This is a genomic window from Cellulomonas xiejunii, assembly GCF_024508315.1.
In the GTDB taxonomy this organism is placed as follows: Bacteria; Actinomycetota; Actinomycetes; order Actinomycetales; family Cellulomonadaceae; genus Cellulomonas; species Cellulomonas xiejunii.
Genome location: NZ_CP101987.1, coordinates 1,686,776 through 1,705,619, shown reverse-complemented (window position 1 = coordinate 1,705,619; position 18,844 = coordinate 1,686,776). Strand labels below are relative to the sequence as shown.

Sequence of the window (18,844 nt, the reverse complement as noted above, 5' to 3'; positions counted from 1 at the left end):
TCCAGGACGTCTCACGAGGGCGGTCACGGCTTATCGTCACATCGTCATGGCAAACGTTTAGCCCGATTGACGTCGGCGCGCCGACGACCCCATGGTCCTGCCCTGCCCCGGGCGTTCACCCGGCGTTCACCGGGGTGACACGACCGCGCAGGAGTCACCAGGGGGATCACCGCACATGGACCAGCTCGTGCTCATCGGCGCGGACGTCGCCGGCATCGCCCTGCTGACGTGGACCTACTTCCGCCGGCACCGCCGCCGGGACCTCGTCGTCGCGTTCCTCGGCGTGAACGTCGGCGTGCTCGCCGTCGCCTCGACGCTGGGTTCCGCGACGATCGGCGCGGGTCTCGGCCTCGGGCTGTTCGGCGTCCTGTCGATCATCCGGCTGCGCTCGACGGAGATCGACCAGCGCGAGGTCGCCTACTACTTCGCCGCGCTCGCGCTCGGCATCCTGGGAGCGCTGCCGGGACCGGTGCTGTGGCACTCGCTCGCCTTCATGGCCCTCCTGCTGGTCGCGGTGCTCGTCGCCGACCATCCCCGCGTCATGCGGCGCCACCAGCGCCAGGAGCTCGTGCTCGACGGCGCCGTGCTGGACCGCGTCGCGCTGGTGGCCCGTCTCGAGGGCATGCTGGGCGCGCGCGTCCACCACGTGGCCGTGCAGCGCGTGGACCTCGTCAACGACACCACGTGGGTCGACGTCCGCTACGAGACGGTGCCGCCCGCACGTCGGCGCGGGCACGTGCAGACCCCGCGCGAGACCGCCCGGGCCTCGACGACGGGAGCCGCCTCGTGACGGCAGGGAGCGACCTGCTCGAGGACCCCGTCGCCCGGCTCGTCCCCGTGGGCCTCGAGGAGCTGGTCGAACGCGCGGAGCTGCTGACGCGCGTCGACCGCAAGTACCTGGTGCCCCTCGACGACGTCGGCTCCCTCGTCCGCACCCTCCCACGCGACGCGCAGGTGCTGGAGATCGCCTCGCGGCGCCTGTTCGAGTACGAGTCCGTGTACTTCGACACGCCCGACCTCCTCGCCTACCACCTCGCGGCCCACCGACGGCGACGGCGCTTCAAGGTCCGCACCCGCACCTACGTGGACTCGGCGCAGTGCTGGATCGAGGTGAAGACCCGGGGAGCACGCGGCACGACGATCAAGGACCGGGTGCCCCACCTGCTCGACGCCCGCACCACGGTCGACCCCGCGTCGCCGTTCGTGACCGCGACCCTCGCGGCGCACGGCATCGCGAGGGCCGAGTCGATGTCCTGGGTGCCGACTCTCATGACCCGGTACCGACGGGCCACGATCCTCCTGCCGGACTCCGACAGCCGGCTGACGGTCGACGTCGACCTGCTCTGGCACGACGGGAACCGACCCCTGCGGCTGCAGGGGCTCGCGGTCGTCGAGACGAAGACGGGCTCGACGGCGTCCGCCGCCGACCGCCTGCTGTGGGCGCACGGTCACCGCCCGCTGAGCATCTCGAAGTACGCGACGGGCCTGGCCGCCCTGCGGCCCGAGCTGCCCGCAACCCGGTGGCGGCGCACGCTGCGCCGCCACCTCCTGCCGTACAGCATGGACGCCGTCGAGGCGTACGCGCACAGCTGACGCACCCCACCGAGGAGACGACGATGTCACGACGGACAGTCCGCACTCTCACGGCGGGGGTGCTGGCCAGTGCGCTGGCGATCCCCCTGCTCGCCCCGTCGGCCGCCACCGGTACGCCGGCACCCGCAGCCGCGGCGACGGCCGTCGACACCGGCCTGGCCGGCGACGTGACCTTCTCCGTACCGAGCAAGGCCTTCACCGGGACGCTGCAGGTCACGCTGGGGACGTCGGTCACGGGAGCCCAGGTCCGGTACACGACGGACGGCTCGGCGCCCACCGCGTCCTCCCCCGTCGCCTCCGGGCCGCTGAGCCTGTCCCGCAGCACCGAGGTGCGGGCCCAGGCGTTCGTCGGGGGCACCGCCACCGGCGAGCCGGGGTCCGCGCAGTACGTCGCGACGAACGTCACGACGAGCCACGACCTGCCGGTGCTGGTGCTCGACTCCTTCGGCAAGGGCGCCGTCGGCGACGACTACCACGGGTCCGCCGTCATCGAGCTGCAGCCGCAGGGCGGCTCCACCACCCTGACGGCGGACCCGGCGCTCGTCACGCGGGCCGGTTACCGGCTGCGCGGGCAGTCCAGCCGCATGTTCGACAAGAAGCCGTACCGCCTCGAGCTGTGGGACAACGCCGGCGACGACAACGACCTGCCCTTCTTCGGCATGCCGGCCGAGTCCGACTGGGTGCTGCGCGGGCCGTTCGCCGACAAGTCGCTGGTGCGCGAGGCGCTCATGCTCGACCTCGGGCGCGAGATGGGGCTGCACGCACCGCGCTACCGGCTGGTCGAGGTGTACGTGAACGACGACGCCCAGCCCCTCGCCGCGAACGACTACCGCGGCGTGTACATGCTCGAGGAGACCATCAAGAACCAGAAGAACCGGCTGGACCTCAAGAAGCTCGACCCCGAGGACGTGACGCCTCCGAAGGTCGAGGGCGGCTACATCATCAAGTTCGAGTGGCTCGCGTCCGAGCAGCCCCTGGTGCCGTGCAAGGGCACGTCGAGGTGCTGGACGGACCTGGAGGTCCACGACCCCGACGACCTCGAGCCCGCCCAGCTGGACTACATCGCCACGTACGTCGGCCGGGTGAACGACGCGATCCACTCGCCGAACAGCGCCGACCCGACGACGGGGTACCCGTCGCTGATCGACGTCGACTCGTTCGTCGACCTGGTGATCGTCAACGAGCTCAGCCGCGACATGGACGCCTACTACCGCAGCCAGTACTTCTACAAGGACCGCGGCGGTCTGCTGACCGCCGGGCCGCTCTGGGACTTCGACCTCACGCTCGGGGTGGGCGGGTACTTCCAGAACGACCAGGTGTCCGGCTGGCAGTACCAGCAGACGCGCCAGAACCCCCCGACCGACTGGTTCACGGTGCTCATGAGCGACCCGACGTTCGTCAACCGGGTCAAGGTGCGGTGGCAGGAGCTGCGTCGCGGACCGCTGACCGACGCGTCGCTGCGCTCGCGCGTGTCGACGCTCACGGCCCCGTTGTCCGGTGCGGCCGCACGCAACTTCCAGCGCTACCCCAACCTGTCGACCCAGATGATCGGGCCGTTCATCACGCCCACCGCCGGCTCCTGGAGCGGGCAGGTGTCGTCCATGCAGGACTGGATGCTGCGACGCGCCGCCTGGCTCGACACGGCCGCGGCCTGGGGTGGACCGACCGACCCGGTCCCCACGCCGACGAGCTCCCCGACCCCGACGGCGTCACCCACCGTCACCGCGACGCCGACCGCGAGCGCCTCACCCACGCCCACCGCGTCACCCACCCCGAGCGCGTCACCGACCCCGAGCGCGTCACCGACACCCACGGCCGCGCCGGGCCAGGCCTGCACCGCGACCTACCGGGCGGTCTCGTCGTGGCCCGGCGGCTTCCAGGGTGAGGTCACCGTCACGGCCGGTGCGACGGCGCTCACCGCCTGGACCGTCACGCTCGGCCTGCCCGCGGGCGTCGGTGTCAACCAGTCGTGGAACGCGTCGCTCACCGGCACCGGGACGACGCTGACGGCACGCAACGTGGCGTGGAACGGGGCGCTCGGCCCCCGCGCGTCCACCACGTTCGGGTTCATCGGGTCGGGGACGGGCGGCAGCCCCACGCTGACCTGCACAGCCGCCTGACGACCCGGCCGGAGGGGACCGCCCGGGACCGCTGCTGCGACCCTGGGCGGTCTCGTCCGTCCTTCGGGACGACTTTGGTCCACGGCACGGGACGGGAGCACCATGGGGCGTGCCTACCGCCCTGCTCCTCGAGAACCTGCACCCGCACGCCCGGACGATCCTGGAGACCGCCGGCTTCGACGTCGTGACGCGCACCGGCGCGCTCGACGAGTCCGAGCTCGTCGAGGCGCTCGCCGGCGTCCAGGTGCTGGGCATCCGGTCCAAGACCAACGTGCCGGCCGACGTCCTGGCCGCAGCGCCCGACCTCGAGGCCGTGGGCGCGTTCTGCATCGGCACCAACCAGATCGACCTGCACGCCGCCGCGAGCCAGGGCATCGCGGTCTTCAACGCCCCGTTCTCGAACACCCGGTCGGTGGTCGAGATCGCGATCGCCGACATCATCTCCCTGACCCGCCGTCTGACGGTGTTCGACAAGGAGATGCACGCGGGTGTGTGGAACAAGTCCGCGACGGGTGCGCACGAGGTCCGCGGACGCACGCTCGGCATCATCGGCTACGGCAACATCGGAACGCAGCTGTCGGTCCTCGCCGAGAACCTCGGCATGTCCGTCGTCTTCTACGACTCCGCGGAGAAGCTGGCCCTGGGCAACGCCCGGCGCATGAACACGCTCGACGAGCTGCTCGAGACCGCGGACGTCGTCACGCTGCACGTCGACGGCCGGGCGGGCAACGCCGGCATGTTCGGAGCCAAGCAGATCGCGCGCATGCGGCCCGGCTCGATCTTCCTCAACCTCTCGCGCGGCTTCGTCGTCGACTACGCGGCGCTGCGGGACGCGATCCTCTCGGGACACGTCGCCGGTGCCGCGGTCGACGTGTTCCCGGTCGAGCCCAAGCGCAAGGGCGACGCGTTCGAGTCGGAGCTGCGGGGACTGCCGAACGTCATCCTCACACCCCACACGGGCGGCTCGACCGAGGAGGCACAGGAGGCGATCGGTCAGTTCGTCGCGAACAAGGTCCGCGACTACCTCACCACCGGCTCGACCAACCTGTCGGTCAACCTGCCGAACCTGGCGCTCGACCAGCGGCCTGACGCGCACCGCGTCGCCTACCTGCACCGCAACGTCCCGGGCGTGCTCGCGACGATCAACGCCACCCTGGCCGAGCACGGCGTCAACATCGAGGGCCAGCTCCTCGCGACGCGCGGTGAGCTCGGCTACGTCGTCACGGACGTCTCGTCCCCCGTCCCGACCGACGTCGTGGACGTCCTGGCGGGGCGCCCGGAGTCGTTGCGCCTGCGGCTGCTCGACTGACGAGGGCGAACGAACCACGCGGGGCCGCGCAGCGAACATGCTGCGCGGCCCCGCGTGGTTCGACCCGGGGGCCGCTGCTCGTCAGGCCGAGCCGGACTTGCGCTGGAACCGACGCTGCGTCGGTCCCGCCGTCTCCGCACCATGAACGGAGCCGGTGTTCCGGCTCCCGTCCGCCGTGGGGTGCCCCTGGCTCTTCTTGCGCTCGAGCGCGGCCCGGAACTTCTCCTTGGCCTCGTCGCTCACCGCCGAGGGTCGGTCGTCCTGCGTCATGTGATCGTCCTCCACTCGCCGACGTGGTCGTCGGCGGTCCCAGCGTGGTCGACTCGGCGCCCGGACGCCAGCCCATTGGCGCCGCGGATGCCGCAGACGCGTCAGGACGTCGCGGCGGGACCCTGCTCCGGAGCCTCGACGCCGTGCGCGCCGGTGCGCCCGGCGCGCAGTGCGGAGATCGCGGTCTCGAAGTCCTCCAGCGAGTCGAACGCCTGGTACACGCTCGCGAAACGCAGGTAGGCGACCTCGTCCAGGTCGCGCAGCGGGCCGAGGATCGCCAGACCGATCTCGTAGGCGTCGATCTCCGCGGAGCCCGCGGCACGCAGGTTCTCCTCGACCTTCTGCGCCAGGAGCGCCAGGTCGTCCTCGCTGACGGGCCGGCCCTGGCACGCCTTGCGCACCCCGTTCGCGATCTTCTCGCGACTGAAGGGCTCCGTCGCCCCGGACCGCTTGACGACCGACAGGCTCGCCGTCTCGATCGTCGTGAAACGTCGGTGGCAACTGGGGCACTGGCGCCGTCGCCGGATCGACGAGCCGTCGTCGGACGTGCGGGAGTCGACCACGCGGGAGTCGGGGTGCCGGCAGAACGGACAGTGCACAGCGGACCTCTCGGCGTGGCTCGGATGACGTCCGCCGCGACGACGCGCTGCGGACGCAGGCGACGCTAGGGCGTCACGTCCGACACCGCAACACGCGTCGCGAGGCACGCCTCGACCTCATCCGACGGGAACGACGATCCGCTGGCCCGCCTGGAGCCCTGCCGACGGAAGTTCGTTGAGCGCCATCAGCTCCAGGACGACGTCACGCACGTCCTCCCCCGGAGCTGCCACGTCAGCAGCGATCCCCCACAGAGTCTGACCGGGAGCCACCTCGACACGCCGGACCTCGGTGGCCGCGACCGGGCCGTCGGCCTGGGCGGAGGCCGCAGCCCCCCCGACACCGCCCGCGAGCGCGATCCCGAGGACCCACACGACGGCCCGACCCCGACGGGTCAGCCGCAGTGGCGCAGGAGACGGCGCGCAGCGCCCGACACCGCGGGACGCGATGGGCGCAGCGCCGCGGTCACGGGCCCCGTCGCGGGCCATCCGCTCACCCGCAGGACGCGGCCGAACCGTCCCTCGCACCAGCGGTGCGATCGCCGTCGCGCTCATCTCGAGCCCCTCTCCTCGTTCGCCCTGGGCCTGCGCCGACCTGCCCCGTCGACCCTGACCGTCCGCCGAACACCCTCGCTCTCGAACATGTGTTCGTCGAACGTACGTACGATGTCTACCAGAGGTGACCGACATCCGTCGAGACACGCTCGAACAGATGTTTGATCCGCCCCGGTCCCACCCCTAGGGTGAGTGCTGCGACGAGTGCATCACCGACCACTGACATCGCACCGCCGGCCGCCTCCCTCCGGAGGCGAGCAGGACGGACGCGACCCCCCGGTGCCGGCACGGGTGCCCGTCGCGCGCGGCGCCCGTCACGGGCCTGTGACGGACCGACGGCAGGAGGCGCAGTGGACGTGCAGGACGGCGTGACGACGCAGCAGGCAGGACGGCGCGAGCGAGCGGCGGTCACGTCCGTCGACCCGGACGAGGCACCCGGCGACGGGCTGACGACGCGGCAGCGCCTCGTCCTGGACACGGTGCGGGCGTCGGTGGAGCAGCGCGGCTACCCGCCGAGCATGCGGGAGATCGGTGACGCCGTCGGGCTCACGAGCCCCTCGAGCGTGAAGCACCAGCTCACGGCGCTCGAGCGCAAGGGGTACCTCCGCCGCGACCCGAACCGCCCGCGCGCGATCGAGGTGGTGCAGCCGGACGACGCGCGCACGGTGGGACCGTGGGCGACCCGGACGGACCGATCGACCCTCGACCCCGACACGCCGGAGCGTGACAACGCCCCCGCGCCGTCCTACGTGCCGGTCGTGGGACGCATCGCGGCGGGCGGTCCGATCCTCGCCGAGCAGGTCGTGGAGGACGTGTTCCCCCTGCCGCGCCAGCTCGTCGGTGAGGGCGAGCTCTTCCTCCTCAAGGTCGCCGGCGACTCGATGATCGACGCGGCCATCTGCGACGGCGACTGGGTCGTCGTGCGCCGCCAGCCCGTCGCCGAGAACGGCGAGATCGTGGCGGCCATGATCGACGGCGAGGCGACGGTCAAGACGTTCAAGCGGACGGACGGCCACGTCTGGCTGCTGCCGCACAACCCGGCCTACGCACCCATCGACGGTGACGGTGCGACGGTCCTCGGGCGCGTCGTGAGCGTCCTGCGCAGCCTGTAGAGAGACGGGAGACGCGGGCCGGGAACCCTCCCGGCCCGCGTCCTGCCGACACCGGAGCGCGTCGAGCGCGGGTACCTCGGTGTCAGAACCCGAATCGGCGCGCGACCGAGCGCACGGCCTCGGCGGAGCGCCGCATCCCGAGGATCTCGTCGGAGGACATCGGCACCTCGAGCCGCTCCCTCACGCCGGCCGAGCCCACGATGGTGGGCACACTCAGGCACACGTCGGAGATGCCGAGGTACCCGTCGAGCAGCGACGACACGGGCAGCACGCGCCGCTCGTCCTTCAGCACGGCCTCGATGATGCGGGACCCGGCCAGGGCGATCGCGTAGTTCGTCGCCCCCTTGCCCTCGATGATCCGGTAGGCCGACTCGACGACCTCCCGAGCGATCGCGTCGCGGACCTCCCGGGTGAGCGCACCGTTGCCGCCCGTGCCCTCCCAGTCCAGGATCGGCACGGCACCGATGGTCGCCGAGCTCCACAACGGCAGCTCGGTATCGCCGTGCTCACCGGCGACGTAGGCGTGGACGTTCTGCACCGCGACGCCGGTGTGCCGGGCGATGAGGTAGCGCAGCCGCGACGAGTCCAGCACCGTCCCGGACCCGAACAGCTGGGAGGGCGGCAGCCCGGAGATCTTCAGCGCTGCGTACGTCACCACGTCGACGGGGTTGGTCACCATCACGTAGACCGCGTTCGGTGCCACCTCGACGACGCCGGGCAGGACCTTGCGCACGAGCGAGATCGTCGCCTCGGCCAGGTCGAGACGCGACTGACCCGGCTTCTGCTTCGCGCCGGCCGTGAACATCACGATGTCGCAGTCCGCCAGGACCGACACGTCGTCCGAGCCGAGGACCTCGGCCATGGACATGAACTGGATGCCGTGCGACAGGTCGAGGACCTCCGCCTCGACCTTGGCACGGTTGACGTCGAGCAGCGCGACCGTGCGTGCGGCCCCGCGCATCAGTGTGGCGTAGGCCATGGTGGAGCCGACCGCACCGGCACCCACGATGCCGATCTTGGAGGTGCGCCGCTGCACGGACGGTGGCGTGCTGAGGGCGAACTCGTCGCCCTCGATGTCGTCGGCCATGTGCGTGGTGTCCCCTCGTCGCGGGCGCGGTCCCAGCTGGGCCGGCCCGCCCGGTCCGGCGCGACCCTGAACCGAAGGCTAGTCCGAATCACGCAGCCGCCGCAGCGCGGCGAGGACGACGTCACGGTCGGTCGTCCGCCAGAACGGCGGCATCGAACGCTGCAGGAACTCGCCGTACCGGGCGGTCGCGAGGCGCGGGTCCAGGACGGCGACGACGCCACGGTCCTCGCCCGTGCGCACGAGGCGCCCGGCGCCCTGCGCGAGCAGCAGGGCCGCGTGCGTGGCCGACACCGACATGAAGCCGTTGCCGCCCGCGGCCGCGACCGCGTCGGAGCGCGCCGAGCGCACCGGGTCGTCGGGCCGGGGGAACGGGATACGGTCGATGAGCACCAGCCGGCACGCCGGACCGGGCACGTCGACGCCCTGCCACAGCGAGAGCGTCCCGAACAGGCACGTGGGCTCGTCCGCGGCGAACCGCGCGACCAGGGTCGGCAGCTGGTCGTCACCCTGCAGCAGGACGGGCACGTCGAGGCGCTCACGCATCGCCTCGGCCGCGACGGTGGCCGCGCGACGCGACGTGAACAGCCCGAGGGTCCGGCCACCGGCGGCCTCGACGAGCGTCGCGATCTCGTCGAGCTGCGCGTCGGTCGCCGCCTCGCGGCCGGGTGGCGGCAGGCGGCGCGCGATGTAGCAGATCCCCTGCCGCGGGTAGTCGAACGGACTGCCGACGTCGAGGCCCCGCCAGGACTCCACGGTCTCGGTCGCCGTCCGCACGCCAGGCCCGGCGGCGCCGTCCTGGGCCGCCGTCGGCGGACCCCCCTCGGGCGTCCGGGACGCGCCTGCGATCTCTGCCGGCCCCACGGGAGCCGCGTCGGGCCGCAGCGCCAGCCCGACGGAGCGGGCCGCCGGGTCGAACGAGCCGCCGAGGGTCAGCGTCGCCGACGTCAGGACCGCAGTACGTCCGGTGAGCAGGTGCGTGCGCACGAGCCCGGCGACCGCCAGGGGCGCCGCGTGCAGCCGCGTGGTGGGCACGCCCCGTCCGTCCTCGCCCCGCGCGCACCACAGCACGGTCGACGCGTTCTGCTCGGGGTCCGCCGCCATCCGCTCGGCGACCTCGAACAGGACGAGCATCGCCGAGGCCGCCATCTTGCGGCCGCCGTCGTCGCGCGTGCCGGAGTCGGGCTTGAGCGCCGTCATCAAGGTCCGTGCGGCGTCCCGGACTGCCGCGACGGCGAGCTGCACGTCCTCGGGCAGGCCCCGCGGGAACCGCCCCTCGGGCAGCGGCACGATGACGCTCGCGAGGTGCTGCGCCGCGGTGTCGAGGTCCGTCGTGGGGACGCCCCCGTGACGGCGCGCGAGGCGTGCGGCGTGCTCGATCGTCGGCAGCGAGAGCTCGGCCGTCGCCTGCGCCGTGACCCGGTCGGCCAGCTCGTGGGCCTCGTCGACGATCACGACCTGGTGCTCGGGCAGCACGCCCGGCGACCCGGACGCCGCGATCCCCAGCATGGCGTGGTTCGTGACGACGACGTCGGCCTCCCGCGCACGCGCCCGCGCCGCCTCCGGGAAGCACTCGGCCAGCATCGGGCAGACACCCCCGAGGCACTCCATGGCGGTGACTGACACCTGCCGCCACGCGCGGTCGCTCACGCCGGGAACGAGCTCGTCACGGTCACCCGTGGCCGTCTCGGCGGCCCAGGCGCGCGCCCGCACGACCTGCTCGCCGAGCGTCTCGCGCGCCGTGTCGCCGTCACCCTCGACCGGAGCGGGGTGCTCGGCGGCCCCGGGCGGCTCGGGGACCTCGAACAGGGTCCCCTGGTCGTCGGCGGGGTAGCCGCCCGCGACCTTGTGGACGCACAGGTAGTTGTGCCAGCCCTTGAGCAGGGCGATGTTCGCGGCACGCGGCAGGCGCGACGCGAGGGCCGTGGTGACGAGGGGCAGGTCACGCGTCAGGACCTGGCGCTGCAGCGCCAGGGTCGCGGTCGACACGACGACGCGCTCGTCGGCCAGCACGGCGTGACGCACGGCTGGCACCAGGTAGCCGAGCGACTTGCCGGTGCCGGTGCCGGCCTGCACCAGCAGGTGCTCGCCCGTGCGCAGCGCGTCGGCGACGGCCTGCGCCATCGCGTGCTGCCCGTCCCGTCGTCCCCCGCCGAGGGCGCCGACGGCCAGGTCCAGCAGGTCGTCGACCTCGGCGGCCGCCTGGGCGGCGCGTGCGCCGTCGTCGGCGTCCGAGGCGGACGACGGATCTGGCTCGAGCACCGCGTCAGCGTAGTCGCGCCCACCGACACCCGCGTCCGCCGTGGCGTCGCGGGGCGTCAGGCGGTGCGCGCTGCAGCCTCGAGCTCTGCCGCCAGACCGGCATCGACGCGGGCCCGCAGCCGTGTGCCCGTCGGCGTGTGCTCCTCGACGTCGATGTCGCCGTGCTCGTGCACCCGGTTGACGAGGTCACCACGCGTGTAGGGCACGACGACCTCGACCTGCACGCCGGGGCGGGGCAGCTGGTCCGCGATGAGCTCGCTGAGCTCCTCGATCCCCTCCCCGGTGCGGGCGGAGACGACGATCGAGTGCACCTCGCGTGAGCGCAGGCGCGCCACCGCCTCCGGGGAGGCGAGGTCCGCCTTGTTGAGGACGATGATCTCGGGCACGTCCATCGCGCCCGGGATGTCCGCGAAGACGTGCCGGACCGCGGCGATCTGGCCCTCCGGGTCCGGGTGCGCCGCGTCGACGACGTGCAGGATGAGGTCGGCCGCCGCCACCTCCTCCAGCGTGGAGCGGAACGCCTCCACGAGCTGGTGCGGCAGATGACGCACGAACCCCACCGTGTCGACGAGCGTGTACACGCGCCCGTCGGCGGCCTCGGCGCGCCGGACCGTGGGGTCGAGCGTGGCGAACAGCGCGTTCTCCACCAGCACGCCGGCGTGCGTCAACCGGTTGAGCAGCGAGGACTTGCCGGCGTTCGTGTACCCGGCGATCGCGACCGACGGGATCGCGTTGCGCTCACGCGACGCGCGCTTGGTGGCGCGGGCCGGCGCCATCGCCGCGATCTCGCGGCGCAGCTTCGCCATGCGGGTGCGGATGCGGCGGCGGTCCAGCTCGATCTTCGTCTCACCGGGACCGCGCGAGCCCATCCCGGCGCCCGCCCCGCCGACCTGCCCACCGGCCTGCCGGCTCATCGACTCGCCCCAGCCGCGCAGGCGCGGCAGCAGGTACTCGAGCTGGGCGAGCTCGACCTGCGCCTTGCCCTCCCGGGACTTGGCGTGCTGCGCGAAGATGTCGAGGATCAGGGCCGTGCGGTCGATGACCTTGACTTTCACGATGTCCTCGAGCGAGCGTCGCTGGGACGGCGCCAGCTCACCGTCGACCACGACGGTGTCGGCACCGACTGCTGCCACCAGGGTCGCCAGCTCGGCGGCCTTGCCGGAGCCGAGGAACGTCCCGGGGTCGGGCGTGCGTCGTCGCTGCAGGAGGCCGTCGAGCACCTTGGAGCCCGCCGTCTCGGCGAGCGCGGCGAGCTCACGCAGCGAGTTCTCCGCCTCCTCCGCCGTGCCCGCGCCCCACAGCCCCACCAGCACGACCCTCTCGAGGCGCAGCTGGCGGTACTCGACCTCGGAGACGTCCTGCAGCTCGGTCGACAGGCCGGCCACGCGCCGCAGCGACGTTCGCTCCTCGAGGTCCAGCTGGTCCCCGTCGTACGACGTGTGCGACGTGCCGCCGTCCCGCACCGCGGTACCGGCCCGGGCGAGCACACGAGCGACGACGTCGTCGGCCACCTCCTGAGCGCTGCGCGCCGGCGCCTCGTGCGCCTCGTCGGTGGTGTGCTCTCGGTCGTCCACGCGGGTCCTCTCGTCGGCGGTCGGCTGTGTCCAGGATCGCACGCACGTACGACGCCCGCGACGGGATTTCGCTGCAGGCACAGGGCTCGAGCACCGTTAGCCTCGGTCCGGTGAGCGGCACCGACGACCCGCAGGGCGACCACTACTTCACGGCCCGGCCGGCCTCCGCCGAGCAGCGCCGGACGCTGCACGTGCGGCTGGCCGGACGCGACGTGGAGGTCGAGACGGCCGGCGGCGTGTTCTCGCCCGACCACGTGGACCTCGGGACGCAGGTGCTGCTGCGCACGGTCCCTCCGCCGCCCGCCGGCGGCGACCTGCTGGACCTGGGGTGCGGGTGGGGTCCGGTCGCGCTGACGCTCGCACTGCACTCCCCCGACGCCCGCGTGTGGGCGGTCGACGTCAACGAGCGGGCTCTGGACCTCGTCCGGCGCAACGCCGCACGTCTCGGCCTGCGCAACGTCGTGGCGACGACGCCCGACGGCGTCCCCGACGACGTGCGGTTCGCCACCCTGTGGTCCAACCCGCCGGTGCGCATCGGCAAGCCTGCGCTGCGTGCGCTGCTCGAGCACTGGCTCCCCCGTGTCGCGCCCGGCGGGGAGGCCTGGCTCGTCGTGGGCCGCAACCTCGGGGCGGACCCGCTGCAGCGGTGGCTGACCGACGAGGCCGGGCTGCCCACGACGCGTGAGGCGAGCGCCAAGGGGTTCCGCGTGCTGCGGTTCGCACCATGACCCCCCGCACGGACGGCACCTCGCCCGACGCGATGTGGCGCGCGCGGCGCACGACCGCGTACGCGATGTTCGCGCTCGTCGTCCTCGTGGCGTTCGAGTCGTTCGCCGTCACGACCGTGATGCCGCAGGTCGCCGACGTCCTCGACGGACGCACCCTGTACGCGTTCGCGTTCGCCGGCCCCCTGGCGACCGGCGTCGTCGGCATGGTGGTGGCCGGGGCGTGGTCGGACCGACGCGGGCCTGCTGCGCCCTTCGCAGCCGGCGTCGCGCTGTTCGTCGTCGGTCTGCTCGTCGCCGGCTCCGCCGCCCACATGCCGGTCCTCGTGGTCGGGCGCCTGGCCCAGGGACTGGGGGGCGGGGTCGTCAACGTCACGCTGCTCGTGGCCGTCGCGCGCGCCTACCCCCCGGTGCTGCACCCCCGGGTGTTCGCCTGGTTCTCGACCGCGTGGGTGCTGCCCTCGGTGGTGGGTCCGTCGCTCGCGGGCCTCGTGGCGGACGTCGCCGGGTGGCGCTGGGTGTTCCTGGGCGTCGCGGTCCTGGTGGTGCCCGCCGCGGTCCCCCTGCTCGGGACGGTCCGCGGGCTCGGTCCCGTCGTCCAGGAGGACGTCGGTCCGCGGTCGGACCGCGAGCCGGACGACGCGCTGCGCCGGGTCGGCTGGTCCGTGCTCGTCGCGGTCGCGGTCCTCGCGCTCAACCTCGCGGCGCAGCTGCCACCGCCCTGGTCCCACGTCGTCGCGGTCACGGCTGTGCTCGTCGCGCTCGCTGCCGCCCGACCGCTCCTGCCCCGAGGCGCCCTGCGCGCGGGCCTGGGTCTGCCGGGCGTCATCACCACGCGCCTGCTGCTGTCGGGAGCGTTCTTCGGGGCGCAGGTGTACGTGCCGTACCTGCTGGTGGAGCGCGACGGCTGGGGCACGACCGCGAGCGGGCTGGGCCTGTCGACGGCAGCGCTCGCGTGGTCGGGCGCCTCGGTCGTGCAGGGCCGGCTCGGGGGTCGGCTCCGCAGCCGCACCGCCGTGCGCATCGGGACCGTCCTCGTGCTCGTGGGTGTCGCAGGTGCGGCCGCCGTGACGGTGCTCGGCCTGCCGGCCTGGGCGCTCGTCGTCGTCTGGACGGCCTCGGGAGCCGGCATGGGGATCGGGTCGTCGCGGCTGAACGTGCTGCTGCTGGGCTGGTCCGCACCGCGGGACCAGGGCCGCAACAGCGCGGCCAACTCGATCGCCGACTCGGTCGGTGCCGCCCTCGCGCTCGCGCTGACGGGTGTCGTGTTCGTCGCCGCGGGCGGCGACGAGGGCTACACCGACGCGGGCCCGTTCGTGCTGGCCTTCGCCGTCACGGCGGTCCTCGCGCTGGGTGCCGCGGCCGTCGCCCCCCGCGTCGGCGTCCCGACCACCGAGCGTCCGGACGACGCACCGTCCGTGGGGACCGCGCGCGCCAGCGCCCCGATCACCTGAGTCGGCGTCGGCACGCCCTGCGCCCGCACGACCACCCTGCCCGCGGCGTCGAGGACCACGACCGTCGGCGTCGTCGTGACCTCGAGGGCAGCCGCGAGCGCGGGCGCGTCGGCCACGTCGACGTCCACGTGCCGCACGCCCGGCACGGCGTCCGCGACGCGCGCGAGCACCCGGTGCGCCGCGCGGCACGGTGTGCAGAACGCGCTCGACACCTGCAGGAGGGTCGCCCGTTCCCCCAGCGGGACGCCGACCTGGTCCGCCGTGAGCGTCACGGTCACGCGGGCAGCGCCGCCAGGTCCACGGTGGCGTCGGCCACGAGCACGGCCGGTCCGGCGAGGTCGGCCCGGCCGTCCGCGTGCAGCGTGACGCGCACGGTGCCGCCCGGGACGTCGACGAGCCACACGTCGGGAGCCTGCGGCCCGCCCCACGCGCGCACGGCGGCGGCAGCGGCCACGGCACCCGTGCCGCACGAGCGGGTCTCGCCCACACCGCGCTCGTGCACCCGCATGCGGATGCGTCCCGTCACGCGACCGTCGGCGGACGTCATCTCCCCCAGGGGCACCACGAGCTCGACGTTCGTGCCGTCGACGGGGACGGGCTCGACGACGGGCGGCACGGTCAGGTCGACCGCGTCCAGGTCCGACTCCTGCGCGAGCACGACGACCGTGTGCGGGTTGCCCACGTCCACGGACAGCCCGGGCCGCGTCACGGCCAGACCGGCGACGTCGACCTGCGCGTCACCGCCCGACGCGAGCGCCGCCGCGCCCGCCGGCAGCACGACCGCGCCCATCCCGACAGTGAACCAGGGCCCGTCTCCGCTCTCGGCACGCGTGGTCACGACGGTCCGCACACCCGCCCGCGTCCCGACGTCCAACGGCCCCGTCGCCGGGTCCCACAGGCCCAGGCGGTGCGCGTACCGCGCGAAGACGCGGACACCGTTGCCGCACATCTGCGCGACCGAGCCGTCGGCGTTGCGGTAGTCCATGAACCACGTCGTGCCCGGCGCCGCGGCGGACGCCTCGCCGAGCCGCTGCGTCGCGACCAGACGGATCACGCCGTCCGCGCCCAGCCCTGCACGTCTGTCGCACAGCTGCCGGACCAGCGCCGGCGTCAGCTCGAGCTCGCCGTCACGGTCGTCGAGGAGCACGAAGTCGTTCTGCGTGCCGTGGCCCTTGGTCACCGCGAGCGTGCGCGCGCGTGTGCCGTCGGCCGACGGCGCACCGGCGGTCGCGACGGGGCTCGGGACGGTCGGGGTGGTCACGAGCCCAGCGTACGGCGCACGACCGCGCCCGGGTCCGGGTGCGGCAGCCGACCGGCGTCGGCGGCGGCCACGAGGTCGAGCGCCCGGGGGACGAGGTCCGGGTCCTGCGCGTCGAGCCAGTGCACCCGCGGGTCGCGACCGAACCAGCCCATCTGCTTGCGGGCCAGACGCCGCGTACCGGCGGCCGTCGCGGCCCGGGCGGCGTCCGCCGCGAGGGCGCCCTCCAGCTGCGCGAGGGCCTGCGCGTAGCCGACCGCGCGCGACGCGGTGCGCCCCATCCCGTGCTCCGCGAGCCGCCGGACCTCCTCGAGGAGCCCCTGGTCCCACATCCGGTCCACACGACGCTCGATGCGCTCGTCGAGCGTCGCACGGTCGCAGTCGAGCCCGATCTGCACCGCCGGTACCTCGTACTCGTGGCGCGGGAGGCTCGCGGAGTACGGCCGGCCCGTCAGCGCGATGACCTCCAGGGCACGGACGATGCGCCGGGCGTTGCGTGGCCCGATGCCCGCGGCCGCCACGGGGTCGGCCGCGGCGAGCTCGTCGTGCAGGGCCCGGGTCCCCTCCTCCTCGACCCGCTGCTCGAGCGTCGCCCTCAGCTCCGGGTCCGTCCCCGGGAACTCCATGCGGTCGAGCAGGGCGCGCACGTACAGCCCCGACCCGCCGACCGCGACGGCCCGCACGTGCCGGTCGGCCAGATCGGCCAGCACACCGCGCGCGGTGTCCTGGTAGTCGGCGACCGAGGCCTCCTCGCGCGGGTCGAGCACGTCGAGGAGGTGGTGCGGCACTCCCCGCCGCTCGTGCGGCGCGAGCTTCGCGGTACCGACGTCCATCCCGCGGTACAGCTGCATCGCGTCGGTGTTGACGACCTCGGCACCCAGCGCCTGCGCGAGGTCCAGCGCCAGATCGGACTTCCCCGTCGCCGTGGGACCCACCACGGCCACCACGAGGCTCACGACGCGCCCTGCCACGCGACGACGGCGTGCGCCGCACCGCGCCACACCACGGCGTGCACGACCTCCGGCGCGGGCACCTCCGCGCCGCCGGCGTCCAGCGCCCCGACGAGGACCTGCCACGGCGCCCAGCCGGTCACCCCGAGGGCCACCGCCTGCGCGACGTCGAGACCCGCGAGCGCATCCCGGGCCGCTGCGCCGCCCGCGCGGAACGCCGCGAGCAGTGCGTGCTCCAGCCCGGCCGCCCGCTCGTCGTGCGGCAGCGGCGCGTCCTGCCCGTGCCTCGCCGCACCGGACCCCACGACGACGAGCGCGGTGGGCCCGACGGCGCTGGCCGCCGCGCCGACCGCCCGCAACGGGGCGACGCGACCCGGCGCCACCTCGACGACGTGGAGCCGCTCGGGCGGCACCCCTGCGTCCAGGGCGAGCCGCAGGCCGGTGACCGCGCCGGTGCCGGGCGGCCCGGGGACGTCGGGGGGGCCGCCGGGTGCCGGCCCCAGCCGCACCTGCGGGACCTCGTCGGCCAGGAGGTGGTCGGGCACGCCCGCCGCACCCGCTCCCGCACGGACCACACCGACCACCGACCTGTCGACGGACCCGGGCGCGACGACGACCACCCGCGGCGCACGCTCGACGGCACGAGCCACGGCGGTCGCCGCCGCGGAGCGCAGGGCGACGAGCTCGGGATCGTCAGGGCCGCGCCCGGCCGCACCGGGCAGCAGCAGGACGGTGTCCGGGACGAGGGCGGCGGCGGCGAGCACGGACCGACCGTAACGCCCGGTCGGGCGCGAGCGGGACCTGCGGTGCGCCGCCGCGCCCGGCCGGGTGCTCCCGGACCGGCGGGCCGGGCGTCGGCGGCGGCAGGTAGGGTCGGCGCATGGGGTGGTTCCGTCAGCTCGCCCGCCGATGGGTCGGTGCACGCCCGGCGGCGGACGCGTCGCCGGCCCAGGTCGACGACGTCGAGCTGCACGACCGGGTCGCCGAGCTCCTCGTCCGCGAGCTGGGCACGGCCGAGCACGGGAGCACGCTCCCCACCGCCGTGTCGCCCGCGCGGATCGCGTCCTGGATGACGGAGAACCAGTTCTCGTACTTCATCGACAACGACGGGGACCTCGGTGGCCTGTGGCGGGGTCGCCTGTTCTACTTCTTCCTGTTCGGCCAGCAGGCGGAGATCCTGCAGGTCCGCGGCCAGTGGCACCGCGAGCTGGCGATCGAACGGCTCGAGGAGGTGCTCGACCTGTGCAACGAGTGGAACGCCGAGCGCATCTGGCCCAAGGCGTACGTGCGCGTGCGTGACAACGGCCGCGTCCACGTCGTCGCCGAGGTCGCCACCGACCTCGAGCACGGCGCGACGGACGCCCAGCTGAGCCAGATCCTGTTCTGCGGGCTGTCGACGGGGAGCATGCTGTTCGACGCGCTCGACGAGCGCTACCCGGATCCCGCGGGAGCAGCCCCGTGAGCACGCCCGGCTGGCTGCTGCGCGTCCTGGGCGGGCTGCCGAAGCCGACCAAGGGCCACTCGCTCGACGACCAGCCGCCGCGCCCGCTGACCCGCGACCGCGTCGCCGACTACCTCCTGGCACGCGGTTACCGGTTCGTCGTCGACGACGACGGCGACCTCACGGGTACGTGGGACGGCAGCCGGTTCTGGTTCCTGCTGCTCGGCGACCAGCAGGAGATCCTGCAGGTGCGGGGCCGTTGGCACCGCTCGCTGCCGGTGGAGCAGCGCCGGGCCCTCGCGCTGGCAATCAACGACTGGAACCGCGAGCGCATCTGGCCGAAGGCGTACGTCCGCGAGGAGGAGGGGATGCTCGCGGTGTACGCCGAGGTCTCCGCCGACCTCGAGCCCGGCGTCACCGACGTGCAGCTGGCGCAGCTGCTCGCGTGCGGACTCGGGACCGGGGTGCAGCTCTTCGCGGCGCTCGACCCCGTCGTGCCGGCGGACGGCGCCCCACCCGCGGACGTCCCGGACAACTGAGG

General features: G+C 74.0%; 18 protein-coding genes and 1 pseudogene. 9 read left to right on the top strand and 10 right to left on the bottom strand.

Annotation, left to right across the window (positions count from 1 at the left end):
* Window positions 1-175: 175 nt before the first annotated feature.
* The 4 genes from NP048_RS07815 (at window position 176) to serA (ending at window position 5,022) form a co-directional block, all read left to right on the top strand.
* Window positions 176-790 carry a DUF4956 domain-containing protein gene (locus tag NP048_RS07815; RefSeq protein WP_227577634.1) on the top strand — a complete coding sequence of 205 codons (615 nt, stop codon included), beginning with the start codon at window positions 176-178 and terminating at the stop codon, window positions 788-790.
* Entirely contained in the window at window positions 787-1,593 is an 807-nt protein-coding gene (locus NP048_RS07810; protein WP_227577633.1) for a polyphosphate polymerase domain-containing protein, read from the top strand. The genes NP048_RS07815 and NP048_RS07810 overlap by 4 nt, the downstream gene beginning before the upstream one ends.
* 23 nt (window positions 1,594-1,616) lie before the next feature.
* Entirely contained in the window at window positions 1,617-3,713 is a 2,097-nt protein-coding gene (locus NP048_RS07805) for a CotH kinase family protein (protein ID WP_227577632.1), read from the top strand.
* Window positions 3,714-3,822: 109 nt separating this feature from the next.
* Complete coding sequence (serA, locus tag NP048_RS07800) at window positions 3,823-5,022, top strand: phosphoglycerate dehydrogenase (protein WP_227577631.1); 1,200 nt, start codon at window positions 3,823-3,825, stop codon at window positions 5,020-5,022.
* 81 nt (window positions 5,023-5,103) lie between these two features.
* Here serA and NP048_RS07795 read toward each other — a convergent pair whose 3' ends face one another.
* The 3 genes from NP048_RS07795 to NP048_RS07785 all read right to left on the bottom strand — a co-directional run bounded on the left by NP048_RS07795 (window position 5,104) and on the right by NP048_RS07785 (window position 6,443).
* Complete coding sequence (locus tag NP048_RS07795) at window positions 5,104-5,292, bottom strand: DUF5302 domain-containing protein (RefSeq protein ID WP_227577630.1); 189 nt, start codon at window positions 5,290-5,292, stop codon at window positions 5,104-5,106.
* 101 nt (window positions 5,293-5,393) lie between these two features.
* Window positions 5,394-5,891, bottom strand: coding sequence for a transcriptional regulator NrdR (nrdR, locus tag NP048_RS07790; RefSeq protein ID WP_227577629.1), 498 nt, complete (start codon window positions 5,889-5,891; stop codon window positions 5,394-5,396).
* Between the two features lie 117 nt (window positions 5,892-6,008).
* A complete protein-coding gene (locus NP048_RS07785; RefSeq protein ID WP_256769461.1) occupies window positions 6,009-6,443 on the bottom strand; it encodes a LysM peptidoglycan-binding domain-containing protein in 435 nt (144 codons plus the stop codon).
* 350 nt (window positions 6,444-6,793) lie between these two features.
* On the opposite strand from NP048_RS07785, the gene lexA reads away from it, so the two are divergent.
* Entirely contained in the window at window positions 6,794-7,555 is a 762-nt protein-coding gene (lexA, locus tag NP048_RS07780; RefSeq protein WP_372456828.1) for a transcriptional repressor LexA, read from the top strand.
* 82 nt (window positions 7,556-7,637) lie between these two features.
* Here the strand turns inward: lexA and NP048_RS07775 are convergent, their stop codons facing one another.
* The 3 genes from NP048_RS07775 to hflX form a co-directional block, all read right to left on the bottom strand.
* Window positions 7,638-8,642: an L-lactate dehydrogenase gene (locus tag NP048_RS07775; protein WP_227577627.1), complete on the bottom strand. Its 1,005-nt coding sequence runs from the start codon at window positions 8,640-8,642 to the stop codon at window positions 7,638-7,640.
* A 78-nt stretch (window positions 8,643-8,720) separates the two neighbouring features.
* A complete protein-coding gene (locus NP048_RS07770; protein ID WP_227577626.1) occupies window positions 8,721-10,901 on the bottom strand; it encodes an ATP-dependent DNA helicase in 2,181 nt (726 codons plus the stop codon).
* 56 nt (window positions 10,902-10,957) lie between these two features.
* Window positions 10,958-12,475 (bottom strand): GTPase HflX, encoded by a 1,518-nt coding sequence (gene hflX, locus NP048_RS07765; protein ID WP_227577625.1) that lies wholly within the window; start codon window positions 12,473-12,475, stop codon window positions 10,958-10,960.
* Between the two features lie 110 nt (window positions 12,476-12,585).
* Between hflX and NP048_RS07760 the strand changes: the two genes are divergently transcribed.
* Window positions 12,586-13,203, top strand: a complete 618-nt coding sequence (locus tag NP048_RS07760) for a class I SAM-dependent methyltransferase (RefSeq protein WP_227577624.1) — start codon at window positions 12,586-12,588, stop codon at window positions 13,201-13,203.
* Window positions 13,200-14,654 (top strand): MFS transporter, encoded by a 1,455-nt coding sequence (locus tag NP048_RS07755; protein ID WP_227577623.1) that lies wholly within the window; start codon window positions 13,200-13,202, stop codon window positions 14,652-14,654. The genes NP048_RS07760 and NP048_RS07755 overlap by 4 nt, the downstream gene beginning before the upstream one ends.
* 23 nt (window positions 14,655-14,677) lie before the next feature.
* Here NP048_RS07755 and NP048_RS07750 read toward each other — a convergent pair.
* From NP048_RS07750 to NP048_RS07735, 4 genes and pseudogenes are all read right to left on the bottom strand, one after another.
* Window positions 14,678-14,926, bottom strand: a pseudogene (locus tag NP048_RS07750) (thioredoxin domain-containing protein); the annotation flags it as partial.
* A gap of 2 nt (window positions 14,927-14,928) precedes the next feature.
* Window positions 14,929-15,915: a diaminopimelate epimerase gene (dapF, locus tag NP048_RS07745; protein ID WP_372456827.1), complete on the bottom strand. Its 987-nt coding sequence runs from the start codon at window positions 15,913-15,915 to the stop codon at window positions 14,929-14,931.
* Window positions 15,912-16,868, bottom strand: a complete 957-nt coding sequence (gene miaA / locus NP048_RS07740; protein ID WP_227577622.1) for a tRNA (adenosine(37)-N6)-dimethylallyltransferase MiaA — start codon at window positions 16,866-16,868, stop codon at window positions 15,912-15,914. Before miaA ends, dapF begins: the two co-directional genes overlap by 4 nt.
* The gene (locus NP048_RS07735) at window positions 16,865-17,626 is read right to left on the bottom strand and encodes a hypothetical protein (protein ID WP_227577621.1); all 762 of its coding nucleotides are present in this window, start codon (window positions 17,624-17,626) and stop codon (window positions 16,865-16,867) included. Before NP048_RS07735 ends, miaA begins: the two co-directional genes overlap by 4 nt.
* 116 nt (window positions 17,627-17,742) lie before the next feature.
* Here NP048_RS07735 and NP048_RS07730 point away from each other — a divergent pair, with 116 nt between their 5' ends.
* On the top strand, window positions 17,743-18,324 hold the full coding sequence (locus NP048_RS07730; RefSeq protein WP_227577620.1) for a type III secretion system chaperone family protein: 582 nt from the start codon (window positions 17,743-17,745) through the stop codon (window positions 18,322-18,324).
* On the top strand, window positions 18,321-18,842 hold the full coding sequence (locus NP048_RS07725) for a type III secretion system chaperone family protein (protein WP_227577619.1): 522 nt from the start codon (window positions 18,321-18,323) through the stop codon (window positions 18,840-18,842). Before NP048_RS07730 ends, NP048_RS07725 begins: the two co-directional genes overlap by 4 nt.
* The last annotated feature ends 2 nt before the right edge of the window (window positions 18,843-18,844 follow it).

What these genes read in the sequence shown, in the direction of transcription:
- NP048_RS07815 (WP_227577634.1), top strand. Translation starts at nt 176, where the DNA reads ATGGACCAGCTCGTGCTCATCGGCGCGGACGTCGCCGGCATCGCCCTG.
- NP048_RS07805 (WP_227577632.1), top strand. Translation starts at nt 1,617, where the DNA reads ATGTCACGACGGACAGTCCGCACTCTCACGGCGGGGGTGCTGGCCAGT.
- NP048_RS07795 (WP_227577630.1), bottom strand. Translation starts at nt 5,292, where the DNA reads ATGACGCAGGACGACCGACCCTCGGCGGTGAGCGACGAGGCCAAGGAG.
- NP048_RS07785 (WP_256769461.1), bottom strand. Translation starts at nt 6,443, where the DNA reads ATGAGCGCGACGGCGATCGCACCGCTGGTGCGAGGGACGGTTCGGCCG.
- NP048_RS07775 (WP_227577627.1), bottom strand. Translation starts at nt 8,642, where the DNA reads ATGGCCGACGACATCGAGGGCGACGAGTTCGCCCTCAGCACGCCACCG.
- NP048_RS07755 (WP_227577623.1), top strand. Translation starts at nt 13,200, where the DNA reads ATGACCCCCCGCACGGACGGCACCTCGCCCGACGCGATGTGGCGCGCG.
- NP048_RS07730 (WP_227577620.1), top strand. Translation starts at nt 17,743, where the DNA reads ATGGGGTGGTTCCGTCAGCTCGCCCGCCGATGGGTCGGTGCACGCCCG.